Origin of the sequence: Borreliella japonica (genome assembly GCF_030438115.2) — a bacterium.
GTDB classification, from domain to species: domain Bacteria; phylum Spirochaetota; class Spirochaetia; order Borreliales; family Borreliaceae; genus Borreliella; species Borreliella japonica.
Window position 1 is genome coordinate 749214 of record NZ_CP124062.1, and the last position, 14551, is coordinate 763764.

General features: G+C 29.4%; 11 protein-coding genes, 1 tRNA gene and 1 other RNA gene. All 13 read left to right on the top strand.

The features are described from left to right. The first annotated feature begins 5 nt into the window (after positions 1-5). Positions 6-87, top strand: a tRNA-Tyr gene (locus QIA21_RS04185). Positions 88-250: 163 nt separating this feature from the next. Next, positions 251-1282 (top strand): endolytic transglycosylase MltG, encoded by a 1032-nt coding sequence (gene mltG, locus QIA21_RS04190; protein ID WP_301393235.1) that lies wholly within the window; start codon positions 251-253, stop codon positions 1280-1282. A 3-nt stretch (positions 1283-1285) separates the two neighbouring features. Then, positions 1286-3067: a DNA primase gene (gene dnaG / locus QIA21_RS04195; RefSeq protein WP_301393236.1), complete on the top strand. Its 1782-nt coding sequence runs from the start codon at positions 1286-1288 to the stop codon at positions 3065-3067. A 3-nt stretch (positions 3068-3070) separates the two neighbouring features. Next, a complete protein-coding gene (gene rpoD, locus QIA21_RS04200) occupies positions 3071-4966 on the top strand; it encodes an RNA polymerase sigma factor RpoD (RefSeq protein WP_301393237.1) in 1896 nt (631 codons plus the stop codon). Between the two features lie 13 nt (positions 4967-4979). Then, positions 4980-5738 (top strand): zinc ribbon domain-containing protein, encoded by a 759-nt coding sequence (locus QIA21_RS04205; RefSeq protein WP_301393238.1) that lies wholly within the window; start codon positions 4980-4982, stop codon positions 5736-5738. Between the two features lie 29 nt (positions 5739-5767). Then, positions 5768-6116: RNase P RNA component class A (rnpB, locus tag QIA21_RS04210), an RNA gene on the top strand. A gap of 27 nt (positions 6117-6143) precedes the next feature. Further along, a complete protein-coding gene (locus QIA21_RS04215; RefSeq protein WP_301393239.1) occupies positions 6144-7112 on the top strand; it encodes a tetratricopeptide repeat protein in 969 nt (322 codons plus the stop codon). Positions 7113-7122: 10 nt separating this feature from the next. Then, on the top strand, positions 7123-8172 hold the full coding sequence (locus QIA21_RS04220) for a rod shape-determining protein (protein ID WP_091972276.1): 1050 nt from the start codon (positions 7123-7125) through the stop codon (positions 8170-8172). A gap of 3 nt (positions 8173-8175) precedes the next feature. After that, complete coding sequence (gene mreC, locus QIA21_RS04225; RefSeq protein WP_301393240.1) at positions 8176-9021, top strand: rod shape-determining protein MreC; 846 nt, start codon at positions 8176-8178, stop codon at positions 9019-9021. Beyond that, a complete protein-coding gene (locus QIA21_RS04230; RefSeq protein ID WP_301393241.1) occupies positions 9021-9503 on the top strand; it encodes a rod shape-determining protein MreD in 483 nt (160 codons plus the stop codon). Before mreC ends, QIA21_RS04230 begins: the two co-directional genes overlap by 1 nt. Then, positions 9503-11302, top strand: a complete 1800-nt coding sequence (gene mrdA / locus QIA21_RS04235; RefSeq protein WP_301393242.1) for a penicillin-binding protein 2 — start codon at positions 9503-9505, stop codon at positions 11300-11302. The genes QIA21_RS04230 and mrdA overlap by 1 nt, the downstream gene beginning before the upstream one ends. 4 nt (positions 11303-11306) lie before the next feature. After that, entirely contained in the window at positions 11307-12623 is a 1317-nt protein-coding gene (gene rodA / locus QIA21_RS04240) for a rod shape-determining protein RodA (protein WP_301393243.1), read from the top strand. 178 nt (positions 12624-12801) lie between these two features. After that, on the top strand, positions 12802-14547 hold the full coding sequence (gene thrS, locus QIA21_RS04245) for a threonine--tRNA ligase (RefSeq protein ID WP_301393244.1): 1746 nt from the start codon (positions 12802-12804) through the stop codon (positions 14545-14547). Positions 14548-14551: the final 4 nt, after the last annotated feature.

A 14551-nucleotide genomic window follows, 5' to 3' on the forward strand; every position in this document is an offset into this window, starting at 1 on the left:
TTTAAGGGGCGGTACCGAAGTGGTTAACCGGGGCAGACTGTAAATCTGTTGGCTTTGCCTACGTGGGTTCGAATCCCACCCTCCCCAATTTAGCAAAAATAAGTGAATGTCTTTTTTTATTTTTTTGATTGCGATCTTTTAAATGCGCTATACCATTTCGTTATGGTGCTTGTATTTTTATCTATTTGGTAAAGTTTTTATTGATAACTAGGAGTAATTAGAAATACTTTTGTTTGGCTAGGAGATTCTTGTGCTTATTAAAGTTGGGAAAGTATTTATTTTTTTGTTCTTTTTAGGATCTGTTTTGTCAATTTTTATATATTTTTTAAATCTATCTTCTTTAGCAAATGGCTTGGTGTATGAATTTGATGTTGAGAAAGGTTGGGGAGTTAAAAGAATAGCCAAAGAATTGAAAAAACAAAGATTAATTAAATCCGAATTATTTCTTGTTTTTATTTCGTATATTTTTGGTAGTGACAAACAATTTAAAGAAGGAAGATATTTAATCAATAGTAATCTTTCCACATTTGAAATGTATAAAGAATTTTTAAGGGGATCTTCTAGCGTAAATATTGATGTTACAATACCTGAAGGGTATACTAGCAGAAGAATTGCTTTTAAGCTTAAAGAACTTGCTATCATTGATGATGTTCAAGATTTTATTGTTTTAGTCAACAAAAAATCGTTTATTTATGAGCTTGGGTTTGATTATGACTCTCTTGAAGGATTTTTATTTCCAGATACTTATAAATTTTATAAGGGCATAGAAATAAAGAATGTTGTTCGTATGTTTGTTGTTAATTTTTTGAATAAGCTTAAATCTATAGGTGTTGTTTTTAGTGATTATTCAAGTAAGGAGCTTTACAATAAAGTAATAATAGCATCTATTGTTGAGCGTGAGTATAGAGTTAAAAGTGAAGCCCCAATAATGTCTTCGGTTTTTTATAACAGAATAAAATCTGGCATGGCATTACAATCTTGTGCTACTATTGAATATGTTATTACAGAGGAGTTAGGACGAAGTCATCCTAAAAGGATTTATTTTTCAGATTTAGAGATAGATTCTCCTTACAATACATATGTTAATAAAGGATATCCCCCTACTCCAATTTCAAATGCTGGTATTATTTCGCTGCAAGCAGCTTTTTTCCCCAAAAATACACAATATTTATTTTTTGTGGTAAAAGACCCCAAGTTGGGTACACATAAATTTTCATCAGATTATTCTTCACATCTTTTAGGAGCAAAAGATTATATTAAAAATTTTATTACTAAGGATTAAAGTATGGAGTATCTACAAACTGCAGCTTCAATTAAAGCTAAATTTGATATTGTAGCTATTGTGGAGCAGTATATTAAGCTTGTTAAATCGGGCTCTAATTATAAAGGGCTTTGTCCTTTTCATGCTGAGAAAACCCCCTCTTTTTTTGTAAATCCTTTGCAAGGATATTTTTATTGTTTTGGATGTAAAAAGGGTGGGGATGTTATTGGATTTTTAATGGATATGGAAAAAATTAATTACAATGATGCTATTAAGATTTTGTGTGAAAAATCTGGTATTTATTATAATGATTTAAAAATAAGTTCAGAAAGTGAAAAAAAAAATGAAAATAAAGACATAGTTTTAAAAATTTACTCTTTGAATTCTAGATTAATCAATACTATTAAATTTTTTTTGAATAAAAACAAAAAAGCCTTAGATTATGTTTTAAAGAGTAGATCAATATCTAAGGAAGTTGTTGATTTATTTGAACTTGGTTATTTGCCATCTAATGTTAAAGATGGTTTGGAGCTTTATGGTTTTTTACTCTCAAAAGGATACTCTTCTGAAATGCTGAAAAAAAGTGGTTTATTTTCAAAAACAAACCCCAAAGCTTCCATTTTATCTCAAAGATTAATTTTTCCAATTAAAGATTTTAAAGGAAATGTTGTTGGTTTTGGGGGTCGAGATTTAGATGGAAAAGGTTCTAAGTATATTAATTTAAGTGAGACTGAAGTTTTTAAAAAAAAGGAACTTCTTTATGGATTTTATGAAGGGTTTGATGAGATTAAGTCTACAAAGTCAGTTATATTAGTAGAAGGATATATAGATGTTCTTGCTTTTTTTACATCTGGGATCAAGAGAGCCGTATCTACTCTTGGTACTTCTTTTTCAAAAGAACATCTGGCTTTGATTCAAAGATATGCTGATGAGATAATATTTTCTTTTGATGGTGATGATGCTGGACTTTCTGCAACTTTAAAGGCTTATCAAATTTGTTTGCCATTTAATATCAATGTTAGTGTTGTTAAAATGGATTTTGGTCGTGATCCTGCAGATATTATCAAAGACGAAGGTGTAGGTTCTTTACAGAAAATTTTAAATAATAGGTGTGATGCTTTTGACTATCTTTTAGATGTTTATTCTAATAAATATGATTTAAATAAAACTGTAGATTTAAATGCTATGATTAATTTATTTTTAGGTTTGATAAATTTATCAAAAGTAGATACTCAGAAAAAAATTTTTTTAGATAAGCTAAGCAATAAATTTGGTATTGGTGTGTCAACTTTATTAAAAGATTATTATAGGATAAAAGAAGGATTTGTAGTTGACAATAATAAAAGAAATTTGTATGCTCATAATGATGATTCTTATGAGAGGTATTTAATAGCAGCTTTGTTGAAAAATTTTAGTTATTTTGGCATAATAAGGCGCAATATTATTGATAGTGATTTAATCGATATCAATGCCAGAAAAATTTTTATTTGCTTTGAGGACTTATTTGAAAATAATGAAGACTTTTCAGTAATGGATTTAAAAAAAAAATTAAAGGATAGCTATAAAGTTAGTGAATTTTTTTTTGAAGAAATTTTAAATTCTGAATTTGAAGTAGATGATGAGACGCTCATTCATACTTTACTTGCAATCAAGAGAAGAAAATTAGATTTTCGTGTTTTACTTTGCAAAAAAAGATGCGATGGGGATTCTTTGGTAAATGCTAGGATTCAAATAAATGAGTTAATGTTTTTAAATATGCAGAGAAAAAATTTAAAAATTTACACGGATAATGTTCCAGGGAGTTAGGTTTTGTCGGATTTGGAAAAGAAATATTCGAAGCTGATAGAGGGTATTATTACTCATTTGGGAAATAGAAAATCTCTTAGTTTTAGTGAATTATCAAGTTTACTTCCCGATGACATATTAGAGCCAGAGATTCTTGATTATATTTGCTCAATACTTGATGATAGAGGAATAAGGTTAGTTAATAAAATTTCAGAATTAGATCTGGTCGATCCTGAAGATGGAAATGATGAAGAAGAGGTGGAGATTGAATCTGATAGAAATTTTATGATCTTAGATGATGGTTTTCAAAATGGTGCAGGAGGGGATATTGATATTGATGTTAAGCTTGATGATTGTGACGAAGAAGATATTTCTGTTAAGGAGTATTTAGGCTCAGGGTATATTAAAAGCAATGTCTTGAAAGATAATCACTCAGAAGATCCAATAAAGCTTTATTTAAAAGAAATAGGAAAAGAGTTTTTATTAACAGGAAATCAAGAAGTTGAACTTGCAAAGCAAATGGATTCTGGAGAGAGCATAATTGAGAATATTCTTAAGAATGAAGGACTTGTTATAGAAAACTATTATAATCTTGTTAATACCATTTATTCAAGAATGGAAAGGGAAGAGTTTTTTAAAAGAGAAAAAGATAAGGATAAAGAGAGTAGCCCAGATTATTATAATAAAAAAAAAAGAATTGCCTCTTTTTACAAAATTCCTTTAAAACCAATTCAAGATCGTTTAATAAGTTATGTAGATAATAAGCATAGGGTGTATGAGCTTGGGGGTGATATTTTTGAAAAGAATTTAAAAAGAGAGAGATTGGCCTTAAAAGAGCTTTTGCAAGACATTCCTTTATATCAAGATGAACTAAGGATTTTTTCAGATGATTATATTGACTCTGCTAACAAAATAAAGGATTTGCAAAGACAGCAAAGAATAATTCTAAACAGGTTGAAGATTGAGAAAATAAGAGACTTAAGGGTGCTTGGAAGAGATTTGACTATTGCTGAAAAAAGAATAGAGATAGAAAAATCTCTTAAACTTAAAGAAGATGCTATTAAAGAGCAAATTACAGAGGCTCAACTTGCTCAAAAAGAACTTGAGAGAATTGAAATGTATTATGAATATCCAATGGATAAAATAATAAGCATGTCAGAAGAGATTGCTAAGGGAAAACAAATGATGCAGCATGCTAAAGATCAGTTGATTAAGGCTAATTTAAGGCTTGTTGTAAGCATTGCTAAGAAATATGCAAATAGAGGGCTTCATTTTTTTGATCTTGTTCAAGAAGGTAATATTGGATTAATTAAAGCTGTTGAAAAGTTTGAGTACAAAAGAGGTTTTAAGTTTTCAACTTATGCTACCTGGTGGATTAGACAAGCCATAACGAGATCTATTTCTGATCAAGCTCGCACAATTAGAGTTCCTGTACATATGATTGAACAAATAAATAGGCTTAATAGAGAAACTAGATATTTAATTCAAGTTTTAGGAAAAGATCCCACGGATGAAGAGCTCTCAGACAGACTTGGATGGGAACTTAAAAAGGTTAAAACTGTGAAAAGTGTTTCAAGAGAGCCCGTTTCTCTTGAAACACCAATTGGAGAAGAGGAAGATTCTGTTCTTAGTGATTTTATTGAGGACAAAGCAATAAAAAATCCCGCAAATCACACATCCTTTGTAGTTTTGCAAGATCAAATAAGAGCAATTCTTGGAACTCTTCCTGAAAGAGAGCAAGAAGTTGTAAAAATGAGATTTGGACTTGAAGATGGTTATTCTTTAACTCTTGAAGAGGTTGGGCTTCATTTTAATGTTACAAGAGAAAGAATTAGGCAAATTGAATCTAAGGCATTAAGGCGACTTAAAAATCCCAAAAAAACTCAAAAATTAAAAGATTATCTTGAGGATTTAAATTGAACATGGAGGATTAATGGAGAACAATATTGATACATTAAAAAAACTTGAGGTTATATATAAATCTAAGTTTGAGCTTGAAGAAAGGCGAAAGAGTGTTCCCAAGTATTTGGAGATGAAAAAAATTCAAATTGAAGAATTATCGAAAGTTCTTATTGATTTGCAACAGAAGTTTAAAGAATATCAAAAAGAAGATTCTGCTTTAAAGTTAGATATTCAAGATATTAATTCAAGAAAGAGTAAGGCCGAAGAAAAAATTGACAGCATTAAAACTCAAAGAGAATATGAAGCTCTTGAAAAAGAACTTCAGATTATTATTGACGATGAAGTTACAATTAGAAAAAAGATGACACATATTAATGGACTTAAAGCCAAAATAGAAAAGGAAATATTAGATGTTAACGAGAGGCATAGCAAAGAAGAAGAATGTTTTAGATCTGAAAGCAATATTTTAGAGCTGGAGCTTTTAGAAATTAAAGAGAAACTTTTAGAAATAGAGAGTGAAGAGATAAATTGTGCTTCTAAAATGAATGAGGATTTTTTATTTAAATTTCAAAGAATAATAAGAAATAAATCAAACGGAGTTGTGCCTTTGATTAACAATGTTTGCAAAGGTTGTCATATGATACTTCCTGTTGAATTCGCAAATAAAGTAAGACGCGAGCCCAATGATATTAAATTTTGTCCTTATTGCAGTAGAATACTCTATTATCAGGATAAAATTCAAATGAGTGATGAAATAATTCCTGGTAGCTTAGCGGATCTTGTTGAATAAAATTTATTAATTTGATACTTTTTATTTAGGCTGACAGTCAGCCATCGCTTGGTTTTATAATAATTAAAGCTTAAGAGGAAAGTCCGAGCTCCAATAAGAACATAATGCTAGGTAATGCCTAGGGGTTTTAAACCTAAGAAAGTGTCGCAGAAAATTACCGCCAATAAAAGGTAAGGGTGAAAAGGTGAGGTAAGAGCTTACCGCTTATTTAGTAATAAATACAGGCAAGATAAACCTCATTAGGAGCAAGATCAAGTATGTAAGTTTCCTTTGTTCTTGAGGATATGCTTACGGGTAGATCGCATGATTTTTTTAGCGATAAAAAAACAAGAGAGATGATGGCATAGTACAGAACTCGGCTTATGGGTGTCAGCTTAATTTTATAAGTCTAAAAGAGAGTTTTAAATGGAAATAAGATATTTAAGATATATTTTTTATTCATTTATGATTTTCATTTTTATTTTTCCAATCTATTACATTTTATCATATTTTAAATCTTTTCCCAATTCTTATTTAAAAGCAGGGCCAACAGAGGTTGATTTGCTTTTGTTGTGGGATAAAAAAGAATATAAAGAAATAATAGATTATGCTGAAAATGATATTAAAAATCGTAGATTTGATTTTAATTTAAATTTGCTTTTGGGATTTTCATACTTTTATTATTCTTTAATAGTAAATGAAGGGTATTTAAAAGGAGAATTTTTAGATAAATCCATAGAAAGGTTAAGATTTTTAATTTCTATAAATGATGGGGTTTCTATAGGTCCTTTGTATTATATATTAGGAAAGGCATATTCTCATAAAGGGGAGTTTTATAGTGAACTTGCTGTAAAATTTTTAAAGAAGGCCTTAAGTATTGGTAGTTTTGATTTCATGAACATCAAAGAGGATATTTTTGAATATTTGGGGTATTCTTATCAGCTTTTAAGAGATTACAAGTCTAGTTTAAAGTTTTTTGAAAAAGCTTATAATGAAAATAAATCTGATTTAGTGCTTTGGAGTTTAGCTTATGTTAATTATAAGTTGAACGATATAAACAAAAGCATTGAGTATATAGAAAAAATAATAGAAGAAGAAAAAGTAAAATTGTCAAAGGGTGAAAAAACAGATGAAAATTTAATTCAAAAAGTATATTTGCTTTATGGAGACATTCTATTAGATAAGGGTGATTATGACAATGCTTTTAATTACTATAATAAAGTTCTAGAAATTAATAGTTCAAATTCTAGCGTTTATGTTAAAATAGGAGATATATATAGGAGGAAAGATAAAGATTATCCTAAAGCTAGAAAATACTGGAGAGAAGCTCTTAATCTTAATCCTTATTTAGAAGCAGCAAGAGAGAGGCTTGGAATTACTTTGGAAGACTTTTAGGGAGGTTGATTTGAATTTGTTTAAGTCTTTTTTAATAGATATTGGCATTGATCTTGGAACATGTAATACGTTGGTTTATATTAAGGATTATGGTGTGGTTATGAGTGAGCCTTCTGTTGTTGCAATAGATATTGCTAAGGGTAATAAAGTTGTTGCGGTTGGCCGAAATGCTAAAAAAATGCTTTGGAAAACCCCGGAAAATATTAAAGCTGTGCGTCCACTTAGAGATGGAGTTATTGCTGATATTGAGAATACAGAGAAGATGATTAAATATTTTATTAATCAAATTTTTTCTCGTAAAAAATTGTTTTTTAAGCCAAGAATGGTAATAGGTGTTCCAACTTGCATTACAGAGGTTGAAAGAAGAGCTGTAAAAGAGAGTGCAATGAATGCTGGGGCAAGAGAGGTTAAGGTAATAGAAGAATCTCTAGCAGCTGCTATTGGGTCTGACATTCCTATTTTTGAACCTACAGGCCACATGGTATGCGACATTGGAGGCGGAACTACAGAAATATCGGTTATTTCTCTTGGCGGTATGGTTGTAAGTAGAGCGATTAGGACTGGTGGGGATGAGTTTGATGAGAGCATAATAAAATATATGAGAAATTCTCACAATATTATAATTGGTCAACAGACAGCAGAAAAATTGAAAATTAAAATAGGAAATGTATACCCCGATATTCAAAATTTAAGGGTAGAAAAAATAGATATTAAGGGTACAGATGCTGTAACTGGCCTTCCTAGAAAGCAACTTGTTGATTCTATGGAAGTAAGAGAGTCTTTACAAGAGCCTATTAATGTTGTTGTAGATGAAGTTAAGCGCACTCTTGGCGCAACGCCTCCGGAGCTTGCTACAGATATTGTTGAGCGTGGCATCATTTTAACGGGGGGGGGAGCTCTTCTTAAAGGTTTGAATAGGCTTCTTTCAAAAGAGACTGGAGTTCCTGTTTATGTTGCAGACAATCCGCTTCTCTCTGTAGCTGTTGGTGCTGGATTGTTTTATGATTATGCTAATAGAATAGATATTAGTAAGAATATTTATAGTTTTATCAATGAATAATTTATGAATTTTCTTGTCAAATTCAAGAATTTTATCAAAGTGTTTTTAGTATTGATAGTTTCTCTTGTTTTTATGATTTATGATTCAAGCAGTATTCAAAGGAGAAGACCTGATAATTTTTTGTTTTTTACTCTTAATTCTTATATTCAAAGTAGAATGCACGGGATTTTTAGTTTTATTTCCAATGTTTTTAAAACTGTAAATGAATACAAGAATTATAAGGATAAGATAGAATTTTATAAAAAAAGGATACAACAGCTTGAAATAGTAACTCAGAATATACAGTCGTTAAGGCAAGAGAATGTTCGCCTTAAAGAGCAATTAAATTTTTATTTGTCAAGTTCTAGTGATTTTATTTCGGCAGAGGTTATATATCTAAATTATTCAAATATATCAACATTAATGGCTATTAATAAAGGATTTAATGATGGGATAGAAAAGGATATGATAGCGGTTGCATATCAAGATGGATTTAGTGGCCTTGTAGGCAAAGTTGTAAAGGTTTATTCTAATACCGCTAAAATTTTGCCTTTGACTAATTATGAAAATTTTGTGTCGGCAAGAATTCAAAGTAGTAGGTTTATAGGTCTTATAGAAGGCAATGGTTATGGTAAAAAACTTGAAATGAATTACGTTAATAAACTTGCTGAAAAAGATTTAAAGATAGGCGATTCTATTGTTACTGCTGGGTTTAGTGAATATCCAATTGGCATTTATATTGGAAAGATTACAAATTTTCATATTCTTGATTACAATTCTCTTTTAAAAATAGAAGTAGAGCCGGCGATAGTTTTAGATAAGCTTGAATATGTTTTTCTTATTAAAAACAACAAAGAGATTAGTGAATAATGACAGCATTTTTTACATATTTTATTTCTAGTGCATTTTTAGGTAAAATTTTTCAATACTATTTTGCAACTTATTTTTATTTTTCAATAGATATTTTTTTGATTTTTCTAGTTTTTAATTCTTTAAATTTTATTTTTAATGTGGGGTTATTATCTAGTATTTTATATGGTCTTCTTATGGATTATTTTACAGGATTGCCACTTGGCTTTTTTGTTTTTGGATATACGCTAATATTTTATTTTAACAATAAAATAAAGCTATTAATGCCTAAAAATATGCTCAGCATGACAGTATTTTTTATTCTTTCAAAGATTATATTGTGGTTTTTGGCTATTGTATTTTATGATTTTATAGATTTAAAATCTTTTAATTATTCGATTTTTAATCTTGATCTCGTTGTAAATATAATGTTTATTAACTTTTTATATCCAATCCAAAGTTATTTTACTAGAAATTTTTATTCTTTTAAAGAGGATTATTAGTGGGTGTTATAAAAAATTTTAGATACAAGTTTGGCATATTATTTTTAATAATAATTATAGTGCTTTATTTAGCAATTTTATTTCAAATGCAAATTGGTAAGCATTTATTTTATGATAGAGAAGCTAATGTTTTTTTGTCAAGATTGGAAAAAATCAATGCATCAAGGGGTGAAATCTTAGATTCTAATTCCAATATTTTGGCAAATAATTTAACTATGTTTATTTTAAAGATAAGTTTGCAACAGTATTATAATATGCCTGTTGCTACTAGAATTGAGATGATAGACTTTTTGTCAAGTACTCTAGATATTGATAAATCGGTTATTTTGTCTAAGCTTCAAGAGCCTGGTGGGTATCTCAAAGATGTTGAAATAATTGAACTTACTCCAAAAATGTTGTTTAAAATTTCTGAAAAAAAGTTTTATTATCCCGCTCTTTTATGGACCTATTCTTTTAAGCGCAACTATTTAGTTGATGATTCATATTCGCATTCAATCGGTTATGTTGGGCAAATAAATCAAAGAGAACTTAGAACTTTTTATAATGTTAGTGGGTACGATAATACTTCTACGATTGGAAAGTTGGGCATTGAGCAGGTTTATGATAATTATATTAGAGGGCAAGAGGGATTAATTAAATACAAAGTGGATTCTAAAGAGAGAAGAATAGACGACGGTTCTATTATAAGGAATATGGTCCCAGGTAATGATGTTGTACTTAATATTAACAAAGATATTCAAGATCTTGCTAAGAATGCTTTGGGTAAAAGGTATGGTGCTATTGTTGTATTAAAACCATCAACAGGCGCTGTTCTTGCTCTTCATAATTATCCTTATTATTCTATGACAGATGTTTACAATAAATATAATAAGGAAGATTACTCTTTTTTGAATAAAGCGATTCAATCTGTTTATCCGCCAGCTTCTATTTTTAAATTAGTTGTTGCTGCTGCTATTCTTGAGGAGAGAGTTATAGATAAAGATCGTAAAATTTATTGTCCTGGATATTTTAAAGTTGGAAATAGAATTTTTCATTGTTGGAAGCCCGGTGGTCATGGATATGTTAATTTAGAAGAGGCGATTGCACATTCTTCTAATGTTTATTTTTATACACTCGGACTTAAGTATCTTGGGGTTGATAGAATTAAAAAATATGCAAAAGAATTTGGTTTTGGAGAAAAAACGGGAATTGATTTGCCAAATGAAGTGTCTGGTCTTCTTCCTAGTCCTGAGTGGAAAGAAAAAACTTTTAATCAGTCTTGGGTAGGAGGGGATACTGTAAATTTTTCAATAGGTCAAGGGTTTTTGAATGCTACTCCCATGCAGATTGTTAATATGGTTGCTATGATTGCAAACGAAGGTGTTGTGTATAAGCCTAGAATTGTAAATAAAATTTTAAAGGGCGGTACGAATGAAGTTCTTCTTGAGAATAAGCCAGAAATATTAAGAAAGACAAATCTTATTAGCAAGAATACATTTAAGCTTCTAAAAAAATATATGAGAAGTGTTGTAACTTATGGTACAGCAAAATATGCAGTTATTACTAAAGCTGTTAAGGTTGGGGGTAAAACAGGTACTGGTCAAACTGGCATAGATGGTTTTGAAAATAGTTCTTTTATAGGACTTGCTCCTTATAATGGTTCATCTGATAATCAAATTATTGTTTTTAGTTTGGTTGAGGCAAAGAGCAATGTGGATTGGTGGCCTGCAAAATCTACGGATTTAATAATGCAAGGTATTTTCGCAAATCAAAGTTATGAAGATATTCTTAAAGGTTATAAGCCATGGTATATTAGGTAGATTAATGGCTTTCAGGAAAAATTATGATTATTCAGCTTTGATAAGCTTACTTATAGTTTCTTTTGTTGGTATATTGTTGATTTATTCTAGCGATTATAATATTAATGGGTCTTTAACCAAGAATGAATATATAAAACAAACCTTTTGGGTAATTATTGGATTTTTTCTAATTTTTATGGTAGGTAAATATGATTTAAAATTTATTTATAGCATGGTATATCCTTTGTATTTTTTATTAATATTGGCTTTAATTTTTACGGCATTTTTTGGAATGACCGTAAATGGAGCAAAATCTTGGATTGGTATATGGCAACTTGGAGGACAGCCTTCTGAATTTGGTAAAGTTGTTATTATTTTAACCCTTTCAAAGTTCTATACTGAAAAAAAAGGTTATAATGAATTTTTTATCTTTATTGCTGCATTTTTGTTGATTTTTCCATCGGTAATTCTTATATTGTTGCAGCCTGATTTTGGTACAGCGATAGTATATTTAACCATTTTTATATTTATTTCTTTTTTTGCAGGAATAGATTTACATTATGTTTTAGCATTTGCGTTGATAGGGTTTTTTTCTTTTGTTTTTGCCATTTTACCAGTTTGGTATGAATATAAAGTGAATATGGGTAATGTATTTTATCTTATTTTATCAAATCCTTTCTATTTTAAAGTAATGATAGGTGTGTTGCTTTTAATACTTTTGATTTCTGTTTTAGGATTTTTTATTGCTAAATATGGTTTGAGTATTAAAATAATTTATTTTTATGTATTTTTTGCAAGTTCTATTTTATTGGTTTCAATAGTGTTTTCAAAAGTTCTTTCAAAGTTAATGAAGACTTATCAGATTAAGCGGTTTTTAGTATTCTTAGATCCGGCTATTGATGCTAAGGGTGCTGGTTGGAATTTAAATCAAGTTAAAATAGCAATTGGTTCTGGTGGTCTTTTGGGTAAAGGATTTTTAAAGGGGCCTTATACTCATGCTAATTATGTGCCATCTCAGAGTACAGATTTTATATTTTCCATTCTTGCTGAAGAATTTGGATTTTTAGGTGTTAGTACGATTTTAATATTATTTTTTTCCCTTTTTTTTAAATTTTTGATAATAATGAATAAAAGCCAAGATAGATATATGGCTTTAGTAATATCTGGAATTTTGGGGCTTTTATTTTTTCATACTTCTTTTAATGTTGGAATGTCTTTAGGTGTTCTTCCTATTACTGGGATTCCTTTCCCTTTTCTCTCTTACGGAGGTTCTTCTACTATTACATTTTTTTTAGCAATGTCTTTTTATTTCAATATTGAATCAATAGTTGCTATGGATTGATAATTTATTTTTAATTTTTTTGTTTTATTATCTCTATTTTTTTAGAAAATTTTTTTGTATATTTTAATTTAGTAATTATAAATATTTGAGGTGCGTATTTTTTCGTAAAAATGATGAATGTAAATTTTAATTTTTTAATAAAATTTTTAATGAAAATAGAAATATTAAAGGTATTTTTGTGAGTAAAGATTTAGATAAAGAAGATACTCTTTACAAAAAAAGACATTCAATAGCCCATGTTATGGCGGAAGCTGTGCGCGATTTATTTCCAAATACTAAAATCGCAATAGGTCCCCCTATTAAAGATGGTTTTTATTATGATTTTGAATTTGAAAAGCAAATTACAGAAGATTCTCTTTTAGATATAGAAAATAGGATGAAGGAGATTTTAAAGACTGGGAGTTTTTTTGAAAAAGAGATAATAAGCGTAGAACAGGCTCTTGAAATTTTTAAAGATGAACCTTATAAGATTGATTTGATTAAAAATTTTGATTTACAAAATGAAATTTCTATTTATAAGAGTCATAATTTTATCGATCTTTGTAGGGGACCTCATGTTGAGAGTATGAATAAAATTGATCCAAAAGCATTTAAGCTTATTAGTATTGCTGGGGCTTATTGGCGAGGTAATGAAAAAAATAAAATGCTGACTAGAATTTATGGAACTTTATGGAATAATGAAAAAGAGTTAAAATCTTATCTTAATTTGAGAGAGGAAATAAAAAAAAGAGACCATAGAAAGCTTGGAAAAGAGTTAGATTTATTTTCTATTCATGAGGAGATTGGCCCAGGACTTATTTTTTTTCATCCCAATGGGGCCAAAATAAGAGCTTTAATAGAGGATTTTTGGAGAGAAGAGCACTCTAAAAATGGGTATGATATTCTTTTTACTCCTCATATTGGTAAATCTTGGCTTTGGCAAACTTCTGGGCATTTAGATTTTTATAAGGATAGCATGTTTGAAAAAATAGAAATGGATAAAAGTGATTATTATCTTAAGCCCATGAATTGTCCTTTTCATATTGCAATTTACAATACAGGTAAGTATTCCTATAGAGATTTACCATTTAGATGGGCGGAACTTGGTACTGTATATCGTTATGAAAAGATAGGTGCTTTGCACGGTATGATGAGAGCTAGAGGTTTTACCCAAGATGATGCTCATATTATATGTACTAATTCTCAAGTTGTAGATGAGATTAAAGAAGTTCTTAGATTTGCTATTTATATATGGAATAAATTTGGATTTAGCAATTTAAAGGCATATCTTTCTACAAAGCCTGAAAAGTCTGTTGGGAATGATGCTGACTGGAAAATGTCTTTAAAGGTTCTTGAAGAGACTTTAAGTGATTTTAAAGTTCCTTATGAAATTGATAAAGGGGGAGGAGCTTTTTATGGGCCTAAGATTGATCTTAAGATAGTTGATTCGCTTGAGAGAGAGTGGCAGATGAGTACAATTCAATTTGATTTTAATCTCCCTGAGAGATTTAATATGACTTATACTGCTGAGGATGGCAAAGAAAAAAGACCATTTATGATTCATAGAGCTTTGTTGGGATCTATTGAGAGATTTTTTGGAATTCTTGTAGAGCATTATGGTGGAGCATTTCCTTTATGGTTGTCTCCTGTTCAAGCGGTAATCATTCCTGTTAATAATGTTGTGGGAGATTATGCTATTAAGGTTTTTAATAAATTTAAAAATGAGGGAATTAGAATAAAGCTTGATAATAGTTCTTCAAGAATGAATGCTAAAATTAGGGAATATCAGACTAAAAAAATACCTTATATGTTTATAATTGGCGAGAGAGAAGCAACAGAAGAAAGAATATCTATTAGAACAAGAACAAATGAACAAATAAATGGAATTAAACTTGATGAAGCTCTTAAATTTATTTTATTAAAAATAAGAGATAAGGAGATTTGATAAA